This is a genomic window from Nocardia sp. N2S4-5 (genome assembly GCF_044628355.1).
In the GTDB taxonomy this organism is placed as follows: Bacteria; Actinomycetota; Actinomycetes; order Mycobacteriales; family Mycobacteriaceae; genus Nocardia; species Nocardia wallacei_B.
Genome location: NZ_JBIUPM010000001.1, coordinates 7,454,364 through 7,476,604, shown reverse-complemented (window position 1 = coordinate 7,476,604; position 22,241 = coordinate 7,454,364). Strand labels below are relative to the sequence as shown.

General features: G+C 70.6%; 22 protein-coding genes. 11 read left to right on the top strand and 11 right to left on the bottom strand.

The annotated features are described in order from the left end of the window. Nucleotides 1-74: 74 nt before the first annotated feature. From rsmH to ACFMRZ_RS34570, 4 genes are all read right to left on the bottom strand, one after another. On the bottom strand, nt 75-1,046 hold the full coding sequence (rsmH, locus tag ACFMRZ_RS34585; RefSeq protein WP_280275446.1) for a 16S rRNA (cytosine(1402)-N(4))-methyltransferase RsmH: 972 nt from the start codon (nt 1,044-1,046) through the stop codon (nt 75-77). A 201-nt stretch (nt 1,047-1,247) separates the two neighbouring features. Continuing rightward, entirely contained in the window at nt 1,248-1,679 is a 432-nt protein-coding gene (gene mraZ, locus ACFMRZ_RS34580) for a division/cell wall cluster transcriptional repressor MraZ (protein ID WP_187684014.1), read from the bottom strand. 401 nt (nt 1,680-2,080) lie between these two features. Continuing rightward, a complete protein-coding gene (locus tag ACFMRZ_RS34575) occupies nt 2,081-2,515 on the bottom strand; it encodes a DUF3040 domain-containing protein (RefSeq protein WP_280275445.1) in 435 nt (144 codons plus the stop codon). Nucleotides 2,516-2,639: 124 nt separating this feature from the next. Then, nucleotides 2,640-3,080 (bottom strand): SAV_6107 family HEPN domain-containing protein, encoded by a 441-nt coding sequence (locus tag ACFMRZ_RS34570; RefSeq protein ID WP_280275444.1) that lies wholly within the window; start codon nt 3,078-3,080, stop codon nt 2,640-2,642. A gap of 154 nt (nt 3,081-3,234) precedes the next feature. Between ACFMRZ_RS34570 and ACFMRZ_RS34565 the strand changes: the two genes are divergently transcribed. The 5 genes from ACFMRZ_RS34565 (at nt 3,235) to ACFMRZ_RS34545 (ending at nt 8,393) form a co-directional block, all read left to right on the top strand. Further along, entirely contained in the window at nt 3,235-3,855 is a 621-nt protein-coding gene (locus ACFMRZ_RS34565) for an N-acetyltransferase (protein WP_280275443.1), read from the top strand. Nucleotides 3,856-3,860: 5 nt separating this feature from the next. Next, a complete protein-coding gene (locus ACFMRZ_RS34560) occupies nt 3,861-5,426 on the top strand; it encodes a phytoene desaturase family protein (protein ID WP_400183039.1) in 1,566 nt (521 codons plus the stop codon). Beyond that, the gene (locus tag ACFMRZ_RS34555) at nt 5,423-6,193 is read left to right on the top strand and encodes a carotenoid biosynthesis protein (RefSeq protein WP_400182391.1); all 771 of its coding nucleotides are present in this window, start codon (nt 5,423-5,425) and stop codon (nt 6,191-6,193) included. The genes ACFMRZ_RS34560 and ACFMRZ_RS34555 overlap by 4 nt, the downstream gene beginning before the upstream one ends. A gap of 116 nt (nt 6,194-6,309) precedes the next feature. Beyond that, a complete protein-coding gene (locus ACFMRZ_RS34550) occupies nt 6,310-7,035 on the top strand; it encodes an LppM family (lipo)protein (protein WP_400182390.1) in 726 nt (241 codons plus the stop codon). Between the two features lie 125 nt (nt 7,036-7,160). Further along, on the top strand, nt 7,161-8,393 hold the full coding sequence (locus ACFMRZ_RS34545; protein WP_400182388.1) for a glycosyltransferase: 1,233 nt from the start codon (nt 7,161-7,163) through the stop codon (nt 8,391-8,393). Between the two features lie 2 nt (nt 8,394-8,395). On the opposite strand, the gene ACFMRZ_RS34540 is transcribed toward ACFMRZ_RS34545, so the two are convergent. Then, nucleotides 8,396-9,106 carry a hypothetical protein gene (locus tag ACFMRZ_RS34540; RefSeq protein ID WP_400182387.1) on the bottom strand — a complete coding sequence of 237 codons (711 nt, stop codon included), beginning with the start codon at nt 9,104-9,106 and terminating at the stop codon, nt 8,396-8,398. An 84-nt stretch (nt 9,107-9,190) separates the two neighbouring features. Beyond that, complete coding sequence (locus ACFMRZ_RS34535; RefSeq protein WP_280364361.1) at nt 9,191-10,189, bottom strand: methylenetetrahydrofolate reductase; 999 nt, start codon at nt 10,187-10,189, stop codon at nt 9,191-9,193. Between the two features lie 161 nt (nt 10,190-10,350). On the opposite strand from ACFMRZ_RS34535, the gene ACFMRZ_RS34530 reads away from it, so the two are divergent. The 4 genes from ACFMRZ_RS34530 (at nt 10,351) to ACFMRZ_RS34515 (ending at nt 15,822) form a co-directional block, all read left to right on the top strand. Then, a complete protein-coding gene (locus ACFMRZ_RS34530; protein ID WP_400182386.1) occupies nt 10,351-11,463 on the top strand; it encodes a polyprenyl synthetase family protein in 1,113 nt (370 codons plus the stop codon). 28 nt (nt 11,464-11,491) lie between these two features. Next, nucleotides 11,492-13,063 carry a phytoene desaturase family protein gene (gene crtI / locus ACFMRZ_RS34525; protein ID WP_400182385.1) on the top strand — a complete coding sequence of 524 codons (1,572 nt, stop codon included), beginning with the start codon at nt 11,492-11,494 and terminating at the stop codon, nt 13,061-13,063. Between the two features lie 234 nt (nt 13,064-13,297). After that, nucleotides 13,298-14,872 carry an alpha-(1->6)-mannopyranosyltransferase A gene (locus ACFMRZ_RS34520; protein ID WP_280275435.1) on the top strand — a complete coding sequence of 525 codons (1,575 nt, stop codon included), beginning with the start codon at nt 13,298-13,300 and terminating at the stop codon, nt 14,870-14,872. Beyond that, complete coding sequence (locus tag ACFMRZ_RS34515; RefSeq protein WP_400182383.1) at nt 14,869-15,822, top strand: phytoene/squalene synthase family protein; 954 nt, start codon at nt 14,869-14,871, stop codon at nt 15,820-15,822. The genes ACFMRZ_RS34520 and ACFMRZ_RS34515 overlap by 4 nt, the downstream gene beginning before the upstream one ends. Before the next feature lie 81 nt (nt 15,823-15,903). Here the strand turns inward: ACFMRZ_RS34515 and ACFMRZ_RS34510 are convergent, their stop codons facing one another. Beyond that, nucleotides 15,904-16,272 (bottom strand): Rv2175c family DNA-binding protein, encoded by a 369-nt coding sequence (locus tag ACFMRZ_RS34510; RefSeq protein WP_280275433.1) that lies wholly within the window; start codon nt 16,270-16,272, stop codon nt 15,904-15,906. A 163-nt stretch (nt 16,273-16,435) separates the two neighbouring features. On the opposite strand from ACFMRZ_RS34510, the gene pknB reads away from it, so the two are divergent. Continuing rightward, the gene (gene pknB, locus ACFMRZ_RS34505) at nt 16,436-18,391 is read left to right on the top strand and encodes a Stk1 family PASTA domain-containing Ser/Thr kinase (RefSeq protein ID WP_400183038.1); all 1,956 of its coding nucleotides are present in this window, start codon (nt 16,436-16,438) and stop codon (nt 18,389-18,391) included. On the opposite strand, the gene ACFMRZ_RS34500 is transcribed toward pknB, so the two are convergent. From ACFMRZ_RS34500 to ACFMRZ_RS34490, 3 genes are all read right to left on the bottom strand, one after another. Beyond that, complete coding sequence (locus tag ACFMRZ_RS34500; RefSeq protein WP_280275432.1) at nt 18,366-18,767, bottom strand: hypothetical protein; 402 nt, start codon at nt 18,765-18,767, stop codon at nt 18,366-18,368. The genes pknB and ACFMRZ_RS34500 overlap by 26 nt on opposite strands. Nucleotides 18,768-18,886: 119 nt before the next feature. Beyond that, the gene (locus tag ACFMRZ_RS34495; RefSeq protein WP_280275431.1) at nt 18,887-19,186 is read right to left on the bottom strand and encodes a hypothetical protein; all 300 of its coding nucleotides are present in this window, start codon (nt 19,184-19,186) and stop codon (nt 18,887-18,889) included. A gap of 19 nt (nt 19,187-19,205) precedes the next feature. Beyond that, nucleotides 19,206-20,591, bottom strand: a complete 1,386-nt coding sequence (locus tag ACFMRZ_RS34490) for a class II 3-deoxy-7-phosphoheptulonate synthase (protein WP_280275430.1) — start codon at nt 20,589-20,591, stop codon at nt 19,206-19,208. A 165-nt stretch (nt 20,592-20,756) separates the two neighbouring features. Here ACFMRZ_RS34490 and ACFMRZ_RS34485 point away from each other — a divergent pair, with 165 nt between their 5' ends. Then, on the top strand, nt 20,757-21,254 hold the full coding sequence (locus tag ACFMRZ_RS34485) for a polyadenylate-specific 3'-exoribonuclease AS (protein ID WP_280275475.1): 498 nt from the start codon (nt 20,757-20,759) through the stop codon (nt 21,252-21,254). Here the strand turns inward: ACFMRZ_RS34485 and ACFMRZ_RS34480 are convergent. Beyond that, the gene (locus ACFMRZ_RS34480; RefSeq protein ID WP_280275429.1) at nt 21,251-21,976 is read right to left on the bottom strand and encodes a lysophospholipid acyltransferase family protein; all 726 of its coding nucleotides are present in this window, start codon (nt 21,974-21,976) and stop codon (nt 21,251-21,253) included. The genes ACFMRZ_RS34485 and ACFMRZ_RS34480 overlap by 4 nt on opposite strands. Between the last annotated feature and the right edge of the window lie 265 nt (nt 21,977-22,241).

Below are 22,241 nucleotides of genomic sequence, written 5' to 3'. Positions count from 1 at the left end.
CGGCGCGACGGCAAGTCCGGTACGCCGCGTGGTTTCCCACGAGGGCTGTCCCGGCCGCACCGATCGCGCCATGTTCATTCGGCCTCCGCTATCCGTTCCGCGGCCCGCATCCGTACCGGTGCGGCCCGCGGGTTGTCCTCGATCTCGCCTGCGGAAGCCTTCTCCGCCCCCCGAGTGAGGATCCTGAATTCCGGCCCCATGCCGGGCAGTTCGACCGGTAGCCCCGCGGGCGTGCGCGACGTGGAGCGCCGCGTCAGCACCTGCTTGACCACCTTGTCCTCGAGCGATTGATACGACATGACGACGATGCGCCCGCCCACCTCGAGCGCGGCGAGCGCCGCGGGCAGCGCGGCCTCCAGCGACTCCAGCTCCCGATTCACCTCCACGCGCAGCGCCTGGAAAGTGCGCTTGGCGGGATGACCGCCGGTGCGCCGGGTCGCGGCGGGAATGGCGTCGTAGAGCACCTCCACCAATTGGGCGCTGGTGGTGAACGGCCGCTGCTGCCGCCGCCTGAGGACCTCGCTCGCGATGCGCCCCGCGAACCGTTCCTCGCCATAGGTTTTCAGCACCCGGGCCAGCTCGCCGTGGCTGTAGGTATTGAGCACGTCGGCGGCGGTGAGTTCGGCCGTCGGGTCCATGCGCATGTCCAGCGGGGCGTCGATCGAGTAGGCGAAGCCGCGTTCGGACTCGTCCAGTTGCATCGACGACACACCCAGGTCCATCAGGATCGCCCGGACCGAACTCGTCGCGGACAGCCCGGCGGACTGCAACGCCTCGGCCAGACCGTCGTATCGGGTGTGCACCAGCGTGATCCGGTCCTCGAACGGCCGCAGCCGCTCACCGGCGAGCCGCAGCGCCTCGGTGTCGCGGTCCAGACCGATCAGCCGGATCGCCGGATACGTGCGCAGGAAGTGCTCGGCATGACCGCCGAGACCGAGGGTCGCATCGACCAGGACGCCACCGGAATCCAATGCGGGACCGAGGATTTCGTCTGCGCGGCGCAGGAGGACCGGAACATGGCGGGGAGTCTGGTTCGCATGATTCACCTCGACCTCCCGGATCCTGCCTCAGGGTGTCGCCGGCGGTGCCAGGCGTGGCGCACACGCCGCAGGGGCCGCCCGCGAATGGACTCACACGTCGTGTGGTGGATGCCCCGTGGTCTCTGACCGACCATCGGCACCTGGCGTTGGGGAAGTACGTCAGGGTCCTGGTCGGGCAGAGGCCGCGGGGCACTCGCCTCGTCGGGGCTAGAAGATTCCGCCCAGCGACTCGTCTCTGGCCTGCGAGTAATCCTCCTCGTGTTCGGCGAGGTAGGACTCCCACGCCTGTTTGTCCCAAATCTCGAGGAAGTCGACCGAGCCGATCACCACGCAGTCCTTGGTGAGGTTCGCGTAGCGGCGGTGCTCGCCCGACAACGTGATCCGGCCCTGTCCGTCCGGACGCTGCTCGTCCGTGGAAGCCGCCAGGGCTCGGACGAAAGCCCGTGCCTGCGGATTGTTCCGGGATGCCGCGGCGGCTCGTCGCGCCAGCGCGGCGAACTCCTCCTTCGGATACACGGCAAGGCTGTGGTCCTGACCTTTCGTGACCATCAACCCTCCCGCCAGTTCGTCCCGAAACTTCGCAGGCAACGTCAGTCGCCCCTTGTCGTCCAGTCGAGGCGTATAGGTACCGAGAAACACCGTCTCGACACCTCCTGCTGGATCACCTCGTCTGGTCGGCCTCCATCAGTGCGCGTCCCACATTACCCCACTTTCCCCCACTTTCAATCGAAAGCGGGGGCGATCTCGGTCGGCCCGCGGCGGATTGCCCAGCTCATGTCAGCTATCACCGAGGTGGGGAGTTTCCGCCGAGTTCCCCCGACGCATGTCGCCGATGCGTCCGGCGACCCGACAACCACCAGCAAACCCGCAGATCGGGAAGGCCCTTTCGGCGCGGTGGGCGGAAGTGGGGGGCCGGGGTGGGTGGATGTGGGGAGTTCTGGAAAGTAGGGGTGCGGCGATACCCGGCGGCCCCGGATGAGATGCACACAACAAAAACGACACGCCGTGCATCGCACGGCGTGTCGTGAAGCTTCGGGGCGCTAGTTGTCCTGTTCGAACCGGCGCCTGAACCGGTCCTCCATGCGGGCGGCGAACCCGCCGGACTTGCGCGACTTGCCCTTGGGAGCGGCGGAACCACCGCCGCCGCCCGGCCCCGGCTGCGCGTCGCCGTCCCCCTTGCGGCCGGTGCCCGGCAGACCCGAGCCACCCAGCAGCAGCAGGACGCCCGCGCCGAACATGACGATGAAGCCGAGCAGACTGATGATGGGGAACCCACCCGGCTTCACGGGCAGCGCGATACCCGCGACGAGAAGAACCAGGCCGAGGACGAACAAAGTCGCCGATTGAAGTCTGCGTCTGCCCGTGGCAGAACGTAGGCGTCCGCCACGGACGGTCGAGGCGAACTTGGGATCCTCAGCATAGAGAGCGCTCTCGATCTGTTCGAGCATGCGCTGCTCGTGCTCGGAGAGTGGCACGGTACCTCCCCCGGCACTTGTCGTGGTAGTCGTCTCCGGGTAGACGACAAGTAGCCGACCTTGGCGGCTACCTGCCCTCAATGATACGAGTTCGATCAGTGCACTACCACCTACTCGCCGATGTTCAGGCCGTGCCGTCGCCCAGGCGGGCCTCGGCGGGGCGCAATCGGGCCGCCGTACTGACCAGGTCCTCCACGTCGTGCAGGAATGCGCCTACCCGAGAAGCGAACTCGTCGGCGCGCGGCGCGTCGACCGGACGATCCAGCCCGGCCTCGATGGCCGCGCGGGTCTCGGAGAAGGAACTGAAGTAGTCCGCCCACATCACGAACTCGGGCGCGGCCTGCTGCATCAGCACCCAGGCGTTGCGCGAACGGGCCCGCGGCGCGCGGTCGGCGCCGGTGATCGCCAGCACCGCCCCCGCGCCTCGCAGGGCCGCCAGGTAGGCGGTGCGGAACCGTTCGCGCGGGTCCCCCTCGGCGGCCGACTGCATCAGCAGACCGTCGGCGCGGTCCAGCAGACCGCCCGCTCGTCCGGGACGTCCGGGATACCCGATCCGACCAGCCATTGCGGTACCTCCAACCCTTCGCACACCCTTGGTCCGCCGAGTGCATCGCCGACCGGACGGACCGAACAGGTATTCGAACGTTTCAATTGAGTGTGAATATAGAGACGACCACCGACAACTTTCCGCGTTCGAACGAGAGCCGCGCCGCCCTGACATGACCGCCCTCAGACCGCACCACACCCCCGCCCCCGTCGTCGTCGACCTGTCGGTGGCCGCGCTACGCGCCCGGCTGCACGATGCGCTGGCGGTGTATGTGGCGGCCATGGACTATCCGCGCGGCACCGAACACCACCGCGCGCCGATGTGGACCGAGCACACCACCCGGCCGGGCTGGCAGGCGGTGGGCGCGGTGATCCCCGACGACAACGGCCGGTTCGACCTGCGCACCGCGCCCCTGGTGGCCGTCGCCTACGGCTACAGCGGGGCGGCGCACCAGTGGTGGCATCAGCAGGTGCACAACGGCATGCGGCGGTCGGGCTGGCCCGAGCACGCGGCGCGCGAATTGCTCTCGGACTACTTCGAACTCACCGAACTGCACGTCCATCCCAGCGCCCAGGGGCGCGGCATCGGCGAGACGCTGCTGGTCCGGCTGCTGAAGGATCGGCCCGAGCGGGCGGTGCTGCTGTCCACGCCCGAGGTCGACCACGAGGCCAACCGGGCCTGGCGGCTGTACCGGCGGCAGGGATTCACCGACGTGGTCAGGAATTTCGTCTTCTCCGGTGACACCCGGCGGTTCGCGGTACTGGGCCGCCGGCTGCCGCTGGAAACTTCGTGACCGATGTGAACGTGGTGGTCGTGGGATCCGGCCACAACGCGCTGGTCGCCGCCTGCTACCTGGCCCGGGCCGGGCATCGGGTGGAGGTGCTCGAGCGGGACGAGGTGCTGGGCGGGGCGGTCTCGACGGTGCCGCGGTTTCCCGGTCACCAGGTGGATCGAGGTTCCTCGGCGCACATCATGATCCGGCACACCGGCATCGTCGAGGAACTGGCGCTCGACCGCTTCGGACTGCGCTATCTCGATTGCGACCCCTGGGGTTTCGCGCCCGCGCCCCGCGGCGACGGGACGCCGCTGGTGTTCCACCACGACCTGGACCGCACCTGCGCGTCCGTCGAGGCGGCCTGCGGCGCGCGCGACGCCGCCGCGTACCGCCGCTTCGTGGAGGTCTGGGGTCCGCGCTCGCGCCGGGTGATGCGGGCGTTCGCCGGCCCGCCGGGACCCACTCGTTTAATACGTTCGTTCTGGGGACTTGACGCGCGCGCGGGTGGCAGCGCCCTGTCGCGGGATTTCCTGCAGTCCGGAGACGCGCTGCTGGACAGCTGGTTCGACGACGAGCGGCTGAAGGCGGCGCTGGCATGGTTCGGCGCCCAGTCCGGACCGCCGATGTCGGAGCCGGGCACCGCGCCGATGGTGGGCTTCGCGGCGCTGATGCACACGCTGCCGCCCGGTCGCGCGGTCGGGGGCAGCGGCGCGCTGACCACGGCCCTCGTGAGTCGGCTGCGGGCCGATGGCGGCGCCGTCTCGTCCGGCGACGCGGTCACCGAACTGCGCCGCGAGGGCGACGGATGGCGGGTGCGCACCGAATCCGGCCGAAACCTGCCCGCGCACACCGTGATCGCGGGCACCCACATCCTGACCACGCTGGAGTTGTTGCGCCGGGGCGACTTCGACCCCGCCGTGCTGGACGACTGGCGGCGGCGCATCCGGGTCGGCCCCGGCATCGGCATGGTGGTCCGCGCCGCGACCGACGCGCTGCCCCGCTACCCCGGCGCGTCGATCGAGGAGTCCACCCGCGGCCTGCAACTGCTGGTCACCGACCGGCGGCAGCTGCGCCTCGCGCACGGCGCCGCCCTGGCCGGGGAACTACCGCCGCGCCCGGTAGTGCTCGGGATGAGCTTCAGCGCGCTCGACCCGTCCATCGCGCCACCCGGACAGCATCAAGTGTCGCTGTGGGCGCAGTGGCACCCCTACCGGCTCGCCGACGGCAGCGCGTGGAGCGCGCACGCCGAGCGCGAAGGGGATCGCATCATCGCCGAGGTCGACTCCGCCGCACCGGGTTTCGCCGCCTCGGTGCGGGAGCGGTTCGTGCAGACGCCCGCCGATCTGGAACGCGAGCTGGGGCTGGTCGGCGGCAATGTGATGCACGTGGAGATGTCGCTGGACCAGATGTTCTTCTGGCGGCCGCTGCCGGAGCTGTCCGGCCAGCGGGTGCCGGGCGCGCCGGGACTCTATCTGACCGGCGCGTCCACCCATCCCGGTGGCGGCGTGTCGGGGGCCTCCGGGCGCAGCGCCGCCCGCCTGGTCCTGCGCGATCTGCGGCGGTCCCGGCTGCGGCGCGGCCGGGGATGACGGTCCGGCGATTACCGGCGGTCACGGCGATCGCGTTGATCCTCGCCCAGATCGCCTATCCGCTGACCAGCGGCATAGGCCGGGACCGGGTGACCGTGGTGGTGGTCGTGCTCGCGGTGGTCACCGCCCTCGCGCACGCCGGGTCGACCCGCGGCCCCCGCTTCGCCGCCGGGTTTCTGCTGATCGTCTCGGGTATCGGACTGGTCGCCGAAATCGTCGGCACCGCATACGGATTCCCATTCGGCTGCTACGGGTACGCGCAGGGCCGGCTGGGACCGGCGGTGGCGGACGTGCCGCTGCTGATACCACTGGCCTGGACCGGCGGGCTGTACCCGGTATGGGTGGTGGCGAATCGGCTGAGTTCCGTTGCCGCCGTACGCATTCTGCTCACGGCCGTCGGTGCGGTCGGCTGGGACTTGTTCCTGGATCCGCAGATGGTCGCCGACGGCCAGTGGACCTGGTGCTCCCCGCAGCCGGGACTGCCGGGCCTGGCGGAGATTCCGTACACCAACTATCTCGGCTGGTTCGCGGTCGCGACCGTGATGGCCGCGCTGCTCGAGTTGCTCGGCCGCCGCTACCCCGCGACGACCGGCACCCTCACCGTCCCCGTCGTGGTCTTCCTGTGGACGTGGCTGGGCTCCGCGCTGGCGCACGCGGCGTTCCTCGGCCTGCCCGCGTCGGCGGCCTATGGCCTGCTCGGGCTGGGAGTGCTCGGAATACCTCTGTCGGCGAGCGCATTCCGCACTGCCGCCCGCTCGCCGGGCTGATTCGCCGGCCGGGACGCTGCGTACCGCCGCCCGAACAGCGCGTCATCTCACCCGCCGCGCGGCTCCCGGCCCGTCGCATGCCGGGGCAACCGGCGTGCCATGGCACGATGTGAGCCGTGCAGCCGAGTCCGACAACCCCGAAGCCCGACGGCACGAGCCTTCGCTCGCCACGCCGGCGCCGCCATCGTGCCTGGTCCCTGGTGATGCTGACGGTATTGCTGATGCCGTTGCTGGCGGGCTGCCTGCGCCTGCAGGTGTCGATGGGGGTGTCGTCGAACGACCGGGTGTCGGGACGCATCGTGGTGGCCGCCGTGCCCGCCAACGACAAGGACAAGGGCCCGGAGCTGAAGGTTCCCGAGACGCTGGCGAGCAAGGTGCGGGTGGAGTCGTACACGCAAGACGGCTATAGCGGCAGCCAGGTCTATTTCGACGACCTCACCTTCGGCGAGGTGCAGCAACTCGGCCAGCTGTCCGAAGAGACGCAGGGCATGTTCAACCTGCAGTTCATCCGCACCGGCGACCTGGTCACCCTCAGCGGGCGCGTCGATCTGCGCACCGTGCCGCCGCAGGGCTCGGACGTGCAGTTCACCGTGGCGTTCCCGTCCCGGGTCGGCACCACCAACGGCACCAGGGAGGGCGACTCGATCGTCTCCTGGAAGCTGCCGCCCGGTGATGTCAGCACGGTGCGCGCCGAGGTGAAGTACGCCGACCCGAACACCCGCTCGTTCGCGGGGTGGGCCGGTATCGTCGGCGGCATCACGCTGGCCGTCGCGGCCGTCGTCGCGGTGCTGGCGTATCTGGGCCGCAACCCCACACCGCCGTGGGCGCGCACCGACACGTAACACCCCGCCGCCGAATCCCCTTGTTCCGGTCCGTGTTTCGGGCCGGTCACGGTCCTCCCCGGTGGCGGTGCGAGGACGGAAACGGGCGAGACAGCCGTCGCCGCGTGTGAAAGGCTGGATGTCACATGAACAGGACACGTGAGAAGGCGGCGCGGGCGGGCGTCGCGAGTGTGGCGAGCCGATCCGGCGGCGCGCTCCACGGTCCGGTGCTGGCGGGTACCGCGCTCGCGGGCGCCGGCGCCGGGCTGGCGGCGCTCAACCGGTTGACGGTGCGGCAACTCGACGCCGTGCCCACCACCGTGATCGAGCCGGTGACGGTGTGCGTCCCCGCTCGCGACGAGGTACGCCGGTTGCCCGCGCTGATCGCGGATCTGCGTGCGCAGCAAGGCGTTCCGCGGCTGCGGGTGCTGATTCTCGACGACCGTTCGGCCGATGCCACCTACGAGGCGGCCGCCGCCGCGGCGGGTGGCGACGAACGGTTCACGGTGATCTGCGCGGAGACCGAACCCGAGCCCGGCTGGACCGGCAAGGCCGCCGCCTGCGCGCGCCTGGCCGACATCGCGGGCATGACGGTCGGTTCCGACGCACCGGCCGGGGCGCTGGTGTTCCTGGACGCCGACGTGCGGCTGCGGCCGGGTGCGATCGCCGCCGCGGTCGGCGAATTGCGCAGGGCCCGCGCGGCATCGGTGTCACTATGGCCGCGGCAGCGGGCGGGGACGCTCGCCGAGGCGCTGGTGCAGCCGCTGCTGTGCTGGTCCTGGGCGGCGTCGCTGCCCATCGGGATCGCCAACCGGAGCCTGCGACCGTCCACGGCCGTCTCGTGCGGGCAGTTCCTCGTCTTCGACGCGGCCACCTATCGCGCCGTGGGCGGGCATGCCGCCGTCGCCGCGGACGTCACCGAGGATCTGGCGCTGTCGCGGGCGCTGCGCCGGGCCGGGCACCACACCGCGCTGGTGGGCGGCGGCCGGGTCGCGAGTACCCGGATGTACCGGGGCGCGGCCGATCTCGACGCGGGATACACGCGGTGGCTGTGGTCGGCCTACGGTTCGGCGGGCGGCAGCGCCGCCGTCGGCGCGGTGGCCGCGCTCGCGTTCCTCGCGCCGCCGGTGGCCGCGCTGTGCGGGCGCGGGCGCACCCGCACCGCCGGGCGTATCGGCTACGCCTGCGCCGTCACCGCTCGGCTGCTGGCCCGCTCACTGGAGTCGGGCGGCGGTCTGCGGCCCGCGGATGTTGTTGCGGCCCTGGCCCATCCGCTGTCGATCGCGGCCTATCTGCGGCTGTCGGCGCGCTCACACCGCCTGCACCGCGCGGGCGCGCTGAGCTGGAAGGGCCGTCCGCTGCCCGCCCGCGCCGTCTGAACTCAGGACACCGGGACGATCCCGACCGTCGGCAGGAAATAGCACGTGCGCTCGCCGTTGCGGACCGAGCCGAACACCGCAGCCAGCACGGTGCCGGAACCGGTGTTCACCGGCACCGCGCGCACGCCTCCCGCGGGCATGGCGGCGGCGAAGAAGTTCTGCACGGCCTGCTCGGCGAGCGGGCGGACCTCGGCGGGCACATTCGGCGGCACCATCGCCTTGACCACCTGCGCCAGCGGGTTCATCGCGGCGAAGCCGCCGCGGCCGGTGGCGGTGTTCAGCCACGCCACCTGCATGCCGGAGGTATCCGCACCGTCGGCTTCCAGGCCGTACGGCACGAAGGCGAACATGGTCTGGCCGGACTTCACCGCCGCCAGGTCCAGGCCGGGCGTCGGCACCGTCGTCTTCGGCCACGGGCCGGGCAGCGCGCCGGCCAGAGCGGGCACCAGCCCCGCGGTGGTGCCGTCGTGGCACAGTGCCGAGGCCGAGGGGTACAGGAACGGCTGCACCCCCAGCCGCTGCAGGCTCTCCACGGCGGACTGGTAGGCACTCAGCAAATCATTGGTACCGGCTGCCTCCACGCGCCCGGCACCGGCGACCGCGGCGCCGGGGTCCAGCGGAGCGGCTGCCGCCGACCAGGATCCGGCGCAGGCCAGGGCGACCGAAACGCCCATCGCACCGGCGATACGAACCAGACTGCGCAACACGGCCATCGGAGTTCTCCTCGTCGTCACGGTCGGACGTGAGGGTACTCGCGCACGGAGCACACACTCGGCAATCGAGCCGCGAAACGCCGATCAGGCGCTCACGGGGGCGGCCGTCACGGTGTAGCCGAGGTTGGTGAGCACCTCGGTGGTGGCCTTGGCGAAGTTGAGGGTGATGAAGTGCAGGCAGGGCGCACCCTCGTCGATCAGGCGCTGACCGATCTCGGTGGCGATCTCGATGCCGACCGCGCGCACGTCGTTGCGGTTGGCCTCCGGATCGTTGCCCCCGGCGCGTTCGAGCCGCCGCATCAGCGCCGGCGGCACCGGCCGGCCCGACAGTTCCTCGGCGCGCTGCACGGTGCGCAGCGAGGTGATCGGCATCAGTTCCGGGATGATCGGCTTGGCGCCCTCGACCGCGTCGCAGGCCGCCACCCGATCCCGCAGGCGCAGGTAGTGCTCCACGTCGAAGAACATCTGGGTGATCGAATACTCCGCTCCCGCACGCAGTTTCGCGCACAGGTAGGCGGTGTCGTGGTCGAGGTCCGGGGAGCGGTGATGCCCCTGCGGGAACGATGCCACACCCACGTGGAAGTCGCCGAGGCCGCGGACCATGCGCACCAGGTCCTCGGCGTATTCCAGGCCGTCGGGGTGCTTGCGCCACTCGCCCAGCGGGTCGCCGGGCGGGTCACCGCGCAGCACCAGCAGATTGCGGATACCGGCGTCGGCGTAGGTGCCGACGATCGAACGCAGTTCCGCGACGCTGTGCTCGACCGCGGTCAGATGCGCCACCGTGAGCAGGGTCGTCTCCCGGGCGAGCTGGCCCGTCACCCGGGCGGTGCGGTCGCGGGTCGACCCCCCGGCCCCGTAGGTCATCGACACGAACGCCGGATGCATGCGCTCGAACTCGCGGGCGGCACGCCACAGCCGCGCCTCGGCGGCGGCGTCGCGCGGCGGATTGAACTCCACCGAGAACGGAATGGTCCCGTCGGGACGCCTGACCAGCTGCCCTACGACGGACGGAGTTCCGGAAACCTGCGGCGTCCGGGTCGTTCGGCCTGGGGTCGAGCGTCCCCGTACGTTGTCGAAACTCACCGAACCAGTGTAAGTGGGGTGGCGCCGCTCACTGCGGCCCCTGGGCGCATCGGCCGCGAATCGGTAGGTCGGTAAGGTTCCATCCGGGGTGCGGTCGTGCCCCGAATTACCTATAGCCGCATAAACGGCTCGCCGACGCGTCGAACCACTGGGAGGTTCCTATGTCCGCCGGACCGACCACCCCGACCAGATCGGCCCCGATCGCTCCCGCGGCGCTGGTGGCGGCCGTCGATACCGCGCTCACCGAGTTCTTCACCGACCGCCGGGACCTGGTCGGCGAGCTCGGCCCGGTATTCGTCGACGCGGTCGCCGAACTCGAGGATTTCGTGCTGCGCGGCGGCAAGCGCACCCGCCCCTCGTTCGCCTGGACGGGCTGGCTGGGCGCGGGCGGCGATCCGGCCGGACCGCAGGCGGGTCCGGTGCTGACCGCCTGCGCCGCTTTGGAACTCGTGCAGGCGTGCGCGCTGATCCACGACGACATCATCGACTCCTCGCGCACCCGCCGCGGCTTTCCGACCGTGCACGTGGACTTCGAGAAGCGCCATCGCGAGCGCGAATGGCGCGGCGACTCGGGGCATTTCGGGATCAGCGTGGCGGTGCTGATCGGTGACCTGGCACTGGCCTGGGCCGACGATATGGTGTCGGCGGCCGGGCTGGACCCGGCCGCGCGGGTCCGGTTCGCCCCCGTGTGGGCGGCGATGCGCACGGAGGTGATGGGCGGGCAGTTGCTCGACATCCACGGCGAGGCGGGCGCCGACGACTCGGTGGAGGCGGCGCTGCGCATCAACCGCTACAAGACCGCCGCCTACACCGTCGAGCGGCCGCTGCATCTGGGTGCCGCGCTGGCCGACGCCGACCCGGCGCTGATCGCCGCCTACCGCGAGTTCGGCACCGATATCGGCATCGCCTTCCAGTTGCGCGACGACCTGCTGGGCGTCTTCGGGGATCCGGCGGTCACCGGCAAACCCTCGGGCGACGACCTGCGCGAGGGCAAACGCACGGTCTTGGTCGCCGAGGCGCTGCGCCGCGCCGATGCCACCATCCCGGCGGCGGCCGAACTGCTGCGCTCGTCGCTGGGCACCGACCTGTCCCCCGACACAGTGACGCGGCTGCGCGCGCTGATCACCGAACTCGGCGCGGTCGACGAGGTGGAACGCCGCATCGCCGACCTCACCGACCGCGGGCTGGCGGCGCTCGAGCACAGTTCGGCCACGCCGGAGGCGAAGGAGCGGCTGCGGGCGATGGCGCTGGCCGCCACCAAGCGCGTCGCATGACGCGCCCGACGACCATAGGAGCCTTCGCGTGAGAACCGTTGCCGGACCGACCGATCGGATCGTCGTGATCGGCGCCGGGCTGTCGGGACTGTCGGCCGCGCTGTACCTGGTGGGTTCCGGGCGCACCGTGACCCTGCTCGAACGGGCCGACCATCCGGGCGGCCGGGTCGGCGTCTACCGCGGTCCCGATTACGAGATAGATTCCGGCGCAACCGTTCTCACCCTCCCCGGCCTGATCGACGAGGCACTGGCCGCGGCCGGGGGCACGGTGCGGGGACCGCGCATCCACCACCTCGCCCCGGCCTACCGAGCCCGCTTCGCCGACGACTCCGTGATCGACGTCTTCGACGACCCCGACGCGATGGCCGCGGAGGTCACCCGCGCCTGCGGGCCCGAGGAGGCCGGGCGCTATCTGCGCCTGCGCGATTGGCTGGGGCGCGTCTACACCGGCGCGTACGCCGAATTCATGGACACCAACTTCGATTCGCCGCTGGACCTGATCCGGCTGCCCGCGAAGCGGCGAGCACTGGCCGAGCTGGTCCGGCTGGGCGCGTTCGGGCGGCTCGGCGCACGGGTGCGCCGGACCCTGGACGACCCCAGATTGGCGCGGCTGTTCACCTTCCAGGCCCTGTACGCGGGCATGGCGCCGGCACAGGCGCTGGGCGTGTACGGCGCGATCCCGCACATGGACACCTGCCTGGGCGTGTACTACCCCGAGGGCGGCATGCGCGCGATTCCCGCGGCCATGGCCGCCGCTCTCACCGCCGCGGGCGGACGTCTGGAGCTGAACACCGAGGTGACGGGCATCGACTACGCCGACGGCCGGGCGCGCCGCGTGCGGACCGCCGACGGCCGGACCTTCGACTGCGACGCGGTGGTACTCACCGCCGACCTGGGCGCGCTGGAGCGCTTCGGCATTCGCCGCCGACGGCCGCTGCGGGCCTCGCCCTCGGCGGTCGTCGCGCACGGCACCGTCCCCGCCGAGATCGCCGCCGCCTGGCCGGTGCGGGCGCACCACACCATCGACTTCGGCGCCGCGTGGGACGCCACGTTCGCCGAGATCGCCGCCCGCCGTGGCCGCGGCCGCCCGATGCGCGACCCGTCGCTGCTGCTGACCCGTCCCGCGCTCACCGATCCCGGCCTGTTCATCGACCGCCCCACCGGCCGTCACGAGCCGCTGTCGCTGCTGGCGCCGTGCCCGAATCTGCGTGCGGCGCCGTTGAATTGGACCGAGATCGGCCCCGCCTATCTGCGCGAGCTGCTCGCTGTCCTGGAACGCCGCGGCTACCACGGCATCGCCGAGCACTTCACCGTCGACCACCTCGACACCCCGCACACCTGGCAGGCCCAGGGCATGCTCGCGGGCAGCCCGTTCTCCGCGGCGCACCTGTTCCGCCAGACCGGCCCGTTCCGCACCCGCAATCTCCCCGGGACCCCCGCCAATGTGGTGCTCGCGGGCTGCGGCACCACTCCCGGAGTCGGCGTGCCGACCACCGTCCTGTCCGGAAAACTGGCCGCTCAGCGCATCATCGGCACGGGTCCGGCACGGCTCGGGGCGACCGCGGGAGGTGACCGGCACGGCCGCGTCGCCTCCGCATGACCGAGTCCGGCGGACGGCGACAACGCGGTCGCCGACGGAGAAGTGCCGGGCTCCGAAATAGGACACGGAGTCGTCGCGGGGCGGCTCCGACGTGATACCGGCCGACCGACGCGCTAGTGTTCCCCGCAACCAATTAAACTAGCGGCCGACCTTGTAGACAGCGGTCCCGACCGCACCGACTTCCCCGGGGGGACCCGACGACCTATGCCGACCCCCGACACGAACACCGCCACCATGGCGGACACAGCAATCACCGAGGCACCGGCTCTCGCCGCCCCGGCGGTACCGCGCACCCTGCGCTGGTGGCTGCACTTCTCCGCCGATTTTCTGCGTAGCCCCGAGGGGCACGCGGCGCTGCTGGGCTTCTGGGGCGCGCTGATGATCACCTGCGGCGGCCTGGGCGCCGGCGCGGTGCGGCGCAGCGATCCGCTGCTGGAGGCGGCGCACCTGTCCTGGTTGCGGTTCGGGCACGGCTACGCCCTGGCGACCATCGGGGTGTGGATCGGCGTGCTGGCGATGATCGTCGCGTGGGTTCGGCTGGGGCGGATCACGATCGGCACCTCCGAGCGCGGTAGCGCGGTGACGCTCAACGAGTTGCGCGCGGTCGTCGGCATCTGGATCTTCCCGCTGTTGTTCGCCGTGCCCATGTTCAGCGCGGACGTCTACTCCTACCTGGCGCAGGGCGCGCTGCTGCGCGACGGCTTCGACCCGTACACGGTCGGTCCGGTGGTGAATCCCGGTGTGCTGCTGGACAATGTGAGCCCGGTGTGGACCACCACCACCGCGCCGTACGGCCCGATCTTCCTGCTGCTGGGCAAGTGGATCACCACGGTCACCGGCGACAACGTGGTGGCCGGGACCTGGGCGATGCGCCTGGTGATGCTGCCCGGCCTGGCCCTGATGATGTGGGCGGTCCCGCATCTGACCAAGCACCTGGGCGGCAAGCCGACGGTCGCGCTGTGGCTCGCGGTGCTCAATCCGCTGGTGCTGATCCACCTGATCGGCGGCGTGCACAACGAGATGCTGATGGTCGGGCTGATGGCCGCGGGCATCGCGCTGGTGCTGGAGCGCCATCACGCGGCGGGCATCGTGGTGGTCGCGATCGGCGTGGCGATCAAGGCGACCGCGGGCGTGGCACTGCCGTTCCTGGTGTGGATCTGGATGATTCACGAACGGGAGCGGCGGTCCGCCGAGGACAAGGGGCCGCTGCCGCATCCGCTGTGGACCTTCGCCAAGATCGGTGGTCTCGGGCTGTCGGTGTTCGCGGTGGTGTTCGCCGCGGCGTCGGCGGTCGCCGGGGTCGGGATCGGCTGGCTCACCGCGCTGTCGGGTTCGAAGAAGATCATCAACTGGCTGTCGCTGCCAACCATCATGGCGCACATGGTGACCTGGGTGACGCCGCTGCGGGTGGAGTCGGTGCTGACCTGGACCCGCGGCCTGTGCGCGGTGGCGCTGGTCGCGATCCTGATCTGGACCTGGTGGCGGTTCAAGCACAGCGAGCGAGAGGCCGTGCTGGGCATCCTGATCGCCTTCGTCGCGATCGTCATCCTCTCCCCCGCCGCGCTGCCCTGGTACTACTCGTGGCCGCTCGCGCTGGCCGCCGGATTCGCGATGTCGACCACGACGCTGATGGTGCTGGTGGGCCTGTGCACCTGGCTGATGCTGGTGTTCCAGCCCGGCGGCGCGATCGGGCTGTACAACCCGGTGCACGTCGCCGCGGCCACATTCGTCGCGGTGGTGGCGGCGCTGTCGTTGCGCACGGTGGATCCGCTGCGGCTGCGCGCCGACACCGGCAGAACCCGGCAGTGACGCCCGGCGGCTTCGATGCGTCGACCGCCTACCGGTACTGCCGCACGGTCGCGGCCGCCCACGGCCGCACCTATTTCCTCGCCACCCGCCTGCTCTCCGCCGAGCAACGCCCGGCCGTGCACGCCCTCTACGGCTTCGCCCGCACGGTCGACGACATCGTCGACCACGGCGCGAGAGACGCTGCGGCACAACTGGATCTGATCGAGCAGCTGCTGCGCGAGCGGCTGGCGTTTCCGGCCCGCGACACGACAAGGCTCGAGCGCGTGACCGTCCGGCCGGAGTGGGAGCCGGTGCTGTGGGCGGTCGGCGACACCATCGACCGGTTCGCCATTGCGCCCGAACACTTCTGGACGTTCCTGGACGCCATGCGCATGGACGTGCCGGGTTCACCGCTGTTCCGCAACCGCTACGCCACCATGGCCGAGTTACGCGGCTACATGCGCGGGTCGGCGGCGGCGATCGGGTTGCAGTTGCTGCCCGTCCTGGGCACGGTCGGCCCGCGCGCCGAGGCCGAGCCCGCCGCCGCGGCGCTGGGCGAGGCCTTCCAGCTCACCAACTTCCTGCGCGACGTGGGCGAGGACCTCGACCGCGACCGGATCTACCTGCCCGCCGACGAACTGGACGCCTTCGGCGTGAACGCCGACCTGCTCGCGCACTGCCACCGCACCGGCCGCACCGATGCGCGCGTGCGCCGCGCCCTGGCGCACTTGATCGCCACGAATCGCGCGCTGTATCGCCGCGCCGAACCCGGCATCGACCTGCTGCACCCCCGCGTGCGACCGGCCATCCGGACCGCCGCCACGCTGTACGCCGGGATCCTCGACGAGATCGAGCGCTCGGACTACGCGATATTCGCCACCCGCGCCGTGGTCCCCCGACACCGGCGCCTGCGGGTCGCCGCCAGCGAATTCGGGCCCGTGCTCGTGCCCTTCATTCGAGCCGGTCGGTAGCCCACCCCGGCTATTCGTGCCTGGCCTAACGGGCGCGCGGCCGCCCGCCGCCGTGTCGATGGCGGGCGGCGTCGATCCGCGTCAGAAGGGCTCGGCCGCCGCGCGGCGGACCACCTCTCGGGCGAGTGGGCCGTGGATGGCGTCGACGGGACGGCCGGGAAGACTGTCGTCGTCGGTGTAGAGCCACTCGAGAATTTCCTCGTCGGTGTATTTCGCGTCGCGCATCACCGTGATCAGGCCGGGCAGGGGCTTCACGATGGCGCCGGTGGGGTCGAAGAAATCCTTCGGGACTCCGGCGACGCCTTTCCGGCGAATCGCCAGCAGATGGTGATCGCGCAACATCTGATGCACACGAGTCACGGCCAGGCCGAGTTGCTCGGCCACCTCGGGCAGCGGGAGCAGGGTCACCGACTCCGGGACGACATCGTCGCTGCAAGGGAATGCACTCACCCGGATAACGGTAGACGGTTCGTCTCCGCACGTCGTGAGACACCCGGACGGTAACCGCCTATACCATCGACACCAGCCGCCACGGGGGCGGCGTTCGCTTGTCGCAGCCGAGGCGAGAGGTGAGAGCTTTGTGAAAGTCGGAGGACATCTGTTGATCGGCCAGATGCTGGACGGGCGCTACCGGATCGACGCGCCCATCGCGCGCGGCGGCATGTCGATGGTGTTTCGGGGGGTGGATACGCGGCTGGACCGGCCGGTGGCGATCAAGGTGATGGACCCGAAATTCGCCGGCGATCCGCAATTCCTGAGCCGGTTCGAATTCGAGGCCCGTTCGGTGGCCAAGCTGAAGCATCCGTCCCTCGTCGCCGTGTACGACCAGGGCATCGACGGCGAGCACCCGTTCCTGATCATGGAACTGGTCGAGGGCGGCACCCTGCGCGAACTGCTGCGCGAGCGCGGCCCGATGCCGCCGCACGCCGTCTACGCGGTGGCCGAACCGGTGCTGCAGGCGATCGGGGTGGCGCACGCGGCGGGCCTGGTGCACCGCGACGTCAAACCGGAGAACGTGCTGATCTCCGATGCCGGCGAGGTCAAGATCGCCGACTTCGGGCTGGTGCGCGCGGCCGCCGGATCGAATATGACCTCGGCGAGCGTCATCCTGGGCACGGCCCACTACCTCTCGCCCGAGCAGGTCACCGACGGCAACGCCGACGCCCGCAGCGACGTGTACTCCTTCGGCGTCCTGATCTTCGAGATGTTGACCGGGCGGACCCCGTTCACGGGCGACACCTCGCTGTCGATCGCGTACCAGCGGGTCGAGAAGGACGTGCCCAGCCCGAGCCGGTTCATCGCCGGGGTGCCGCCGGAGATCGACGAACTGGTCGCCCACGCCACGGCGCGCGAACCCGCGCACCGTTTCGCCGACGCCACCGAGATGGCCGGCGAACTGCGGCGCATCGCCGGCGAGCTACACCTGCCCGCGTACCGGGTGCCCGCGCCGAAGGAATCGGCCGAGCACCTGTCGTCGCGGTACCGGATCGGCCCCACCCCGGCGCCCGCGGCGAGCGCACCCGACGCGACGACTCGCTTCGCCGCCGAGCAACCGGCCCCGCAACCGCAGCACACGCGGGTGATGACCGCGACGCAACCGCGGCCCGAGGACCACTACCCCGACTACACGAGCCCGCCGCCGCCCCCGCAGCGCTCCTACGTCGACGATTTCGAGGCCGACCGCGACAGATCCCGGCGCCGGATGTACATCTGGGCCGCCATCGTGGTCGTGCTGGCGCTGCTGCTCGGTCTGGGCGGCTGGTGGCTCGGCGTCGGCCGCTACGCCGCCGTGCCGCCGATCGCGGGGATGGACACCGACCGTGCGACGGTGGTGCTGCAGAACGCCGGATTCGATACCACGGTGCGCGACAAGGCCTCCGACACCATCCCGGTCGGCGGCGTGGTCGGCACCGATCCGGCGGCCGGCGCCCGAGTGGTGAAGGGCTCCACGGTCGCGGTGCTGGTCTCCAGCGGCAAACCCCAAGTGCCGCAGGTCCAGCCCGGCGACAATATCGACAAGGTGCGCCAGGCCATCCGAGACGCCGGACTGAAACCGGTCGACAGCGGCGAGAAGCCCAGCACCGCACCGAAAGGCACACTGGCGCAATTGGATCCGGGTCCGGGCACCGTCCTGCCGATGGACGCGACGGTGAAGGTGTACCGCAGCAAGGGATCCACGCCGGTGAAGCTGCCGGACGTGCGCGGCAAGACCGTCGACGAGGCCCGCGCGACGCTGGACAAGGCCGGAATCACGGTGCAGGACACCAGAACCGAGTTCGACGCGCGTATCCAGTCCGGTCAGGTCGCCGGGACCGATCCCGAGGCCGGTACCAGCCTGCTGTCCGGCGCCTCGGTCACCCTGATCGTCTCGAACGCGGTGAAGCTCCCGGACGTGGGCGGCAAGAGCGTGTCGGCCGCGCGCAGTGAACTCGAGGCGCTCGGGCTGCAGGTCGTCCTGAGCAATATCTTCACCGGCAACGACCGCGGCACGATCCGCGGCCAGACGCCGATCGCCGGTGCGAGCGTCGAGCCCGGCAGCACCGTCACACTGGTCGTTCTGCCGTTCTGACCGGACCTTTCCGGTCCGGCCGCGCCAGTGACAGATCCGCTCCCACACTCGCTCCGCCGAGCACCTCGGCAACGCTGAGTCCGACGCGCGCCGCGACCAGATCCAGTGCCTGTTCGAGGACCTCGCTCGCGCTGGTCCCGACCACCTGCGACTGCTCGAGCCGTCCGATGCCGCGGGCGATCCGCACCCGGCAGCGCCACGCGTCGGTGGCGCGCTCGGACTCCGGCCGCTCGATCACCACCGACGCGGGCACCCCGTCGATCACCAGTTCGTGCTGCACCAGGGCGGCCCGATCACGTCCCGCGAATCGACCGCGGCCGGAGCCCGGTCGATCGGCGCCGGTTTGCAATCCTCCGGCTACCGTTACCACATTCATCGGTCCTCCCAGGGCAGATCTCAGAATCACCATTGCCGCTGGCAACGGGTACCTGAGAACCTAACCCAACCGACCGAAGTCAGCAACAGCTCAGCTAACTTTTAACCCGGTGTCCTTCCTCAGGCCACCGCGAGCAGCGGCGTCCCGGTTTCCGGATCGTTGATCGCGACCACGGCCGACGTGCTGAACACATCCACCGGCATACCGCCGACGCTCGGGCTGATATTCGTCGTGACCTGCGCGGATTCGGCGGACGGATCGAAGCCCCAGGAGATGTTGAAGATCAGCAACCGGCTGCCGTCGCGCAGCACCACCTCCGACGGGATCCCGTCGCGGTCGCGGTCACGCAGCAAACGCAGGATATGGCGATCCGCGGGACCGACGCGCAGGGTCCCGAACTCACGAAAGACGACGTTCAACGCTCGATGTCCGTCGTTCTCACCGCAGCATCTCCGCGACCAGGAAGGCCAGCTCCAGCGACTGCTGGGTGTTCAGCCGCGGGTCGCATGCCGTCTCGTACCGGTCCTCGAGGTCCAGGTCGGAGATGTCCTGGGCGCCGCCGAGGCATTCGGTGACGTTCTCGCCGGTCAGCTCGATGTGCAGGCCGCCCGGATGGGTGCCGAGCGCGTGATGCACCTCGAAGAAGCCCTGCACCTCGTCGACGATCCGATCGAAGTGGCGGGTCTTGTAGCCGGTGGACGACTCGTGGGTGTTGCCGTGCATCGGGTCGCACTGCCAGATCACCTGATGGCCGGTGGCCTGCACCTTCTCGATGATCGGCGGCAGCACGTCGCGCACCTTGGTGTTGCCCATCCGGGCCACCAGGGTCAGCCGGCCCGGCTCGTTGTTCGGGTCGAGCCGCTCGACGTACTCCATCGCCTGCTCCGGCGTGGTGGTCGGGCCGATCTTGAGACCGATCGGGTTGGCCAGCAGCTCGGCGAACGCGATGTGGGCGCCGTCGAGCTGGCGGGTGCGCTCACCGATCCAGAGGAAGTGCGCGGACAGGTCGTAAAGCACCGGGTCGCCCGACGCGTTCTCCGCCAGCCGCAGCATGGCGCGCTCGTAGTCGAGGACCAGCGCCTCGTGGCTGCAGTAGATCTTGGCCGACTGCAGACTCGGGTCCTGCACGCGGCAGGCGTTCATGAACCGCAGGCCGCGGTCGATCTCCTCGGCCAGTTGCTCGTAGCGGGCGCCGGCCGGGGACTTGGCGACGAAGTCGCGGTTCCAGTCGTGCACCTTGTGCAGGTCGGCCATGCCGGCGCCGGTCAGCGCGCGCACCAGGTTCATCGCGGCGCTGGCGTTGGCGTAGGCGCGGACCAAGCGCGACGGGTCGTGCTCGCGCAGCGCGGCGTCGGCGGCGATCGAGTTCACCATGTCGCCGCGGTAGGACCGCAGGCCCAGCGCGTCGGTGTCGGACGAGCGAGGTTTGGCGTACTGCCCCGCGATCCGGGCGACCTTCACCACCGGCAGACTGGCGCCGTAGGTGAGCACGACGGCCATCTGCAGCAGCGTGCGGATGTTGCCGCGGATATGGGGTTCGGTGTTGTCCGCGAAGGTTTCCGCGCAGTCGCCACCCTGCAGCAGAAACGCCTCGCCGCGAGCCACCTCGGCGAGGTGCTCGCGCAGTTCTTCCACTTCGGCGGGCACGCTCAGCGGCGGCACGCTCTCCAATACGGTGCGCATTTTCGCCGCGAGGTCCGGATCCCACGAGGGCTGCTGCAGGGCGGGGCGCGTGAGCGCGTCGTCGAGTCGCCGACGAAGCTCGGCAGGCAGCGGAGGCAGTTCCGGCAAGCGGTCGATCGGTACGTCGACGGTCCAGTTCACCTGCTCAGGATAATGACCCACCGCGACCCTGTGGTAACCCGGAGGTAGGGGGCGTGCGCGAACACCCTCGCCCGGCCCGTAACCTCGATAAGCCCCGGGGCGAACCGCGCGGGGCTGCCGGTGCCCGGCGGGGACCCGTCCGGCCGACCACGAGGAGCGATCGCGCTGAAATACTTTTATGACTGCGAATTCATCGAGGACGGGACGGTGATCGATCTGGTCTCGATCGGCGTGGTCTGCGAGGACGGGCGCGAATATTACGCGGTGTCGAGCGAATTCGATCCGGGGCGGGCCGGGCCGTGGGTGCGGCGCAACGTGCTGCCCAAGCTGCCCTCCCCCGCCTCGCCGCTGTGGCGCAGCCGGGCGCAGATCCGTGACGATCTCTACCGCTTCCTGGTGCCGCGCCCGAGTGTGGAACCGCAGCTGTGGGCGTGGGTGGGGGCGTACGACCACGTGGTGCTGTGCCAGTTGTGGGGGTCGATGGTCGATCTGCCCAGCGCGTTACCCCGCTATACCAATGAGCTTCGCCAGCACTGGGATATGGCCGGGCGACCGCCGTTGCCGCCCGTGCCGCCGGACGCTCACGACGCGCTCGCCGATGCCCGCCACAATCTGGCGAAGTACGAGGCGATCGAGGCGTATCGGCGGCGGCAGGCGTCCTAGCTCGCCAGCGTCTCGGGGACGCGGTCGGCGTCGGGGCGGCTGCCCGACGGCACGTCCTTCTTGAGGCTCGCGGCGTAGACGTCGACGTACTCCTGACCCGACATCCGCATCAGCTCGTACATGATCTCGTCGGTGACGGCGCGCTCGACGAAGCGGTTGCCGCCCATGCCCTCGTAACGGGAGAAGTCGATCGGCGCACCGAATTTCACCGTCACCTTGCGGGGACGCCACCGGAACGGACCGGGCGGGCACACCTCGTCGGTACCGATCAGCGCCACCGGGATCACCGGGACGCCGGTCTCCAGGGCGAGGCGTGCCACCCCGGTCTTGCCCTTGTACAGCCGGCCGTCGGGCGAGCGGGTGCCCTCCGGGTACAGGCCCACGAGCCGACCCTCACCCAGCAGCTTGCGCGCGGTGTTGAGGGCGGACTCGGCCGCGTCGGCGCCGCTGCGATCGATCGGGTACTGACCGGTGCCGGAGAAGAAGAACTTCTGCAACCGGCCCTTCAGCCCGGGGGTGGTGAAGTATTCGGCCTTGGCCAGGTAGGTGATCCGGCGGGGGCTCAGCAGCGGGGTGAACAGCCAGTCGGTGAACGACAGATGGTTGCCGGCGAGAATGGCTGGGCCGCTTGTCGGGATGTTCTCCACACCTTCGACCTCGGGCCGGTTGATCAGGTGCAAGAGCGGTCCCACCAGAACGAACTTCAGCAGCCAGTAGAACATCGCGTCCTTTCCCAGTGATCTTGTACGGGACCGGCCTCCTTGCAGGCACCTCCGTCGATGCCGACTCTACCGCCGCCGCCGAGTTGTGACCAAGCCCGCACGCACGAATTCACACGGCCGGAACTCACACCGTCGAGCCTGCTCGTCGGCACCGACCGGTGAGGGGTCTCGTGGCGAGCCCGTCCGATCCGGGAGCCGCATCCGGCCGATTCGGCACGGTCGCACCCGGCCCCCCGGACCGATGGCCCGCCGCGAGACGCCTCTC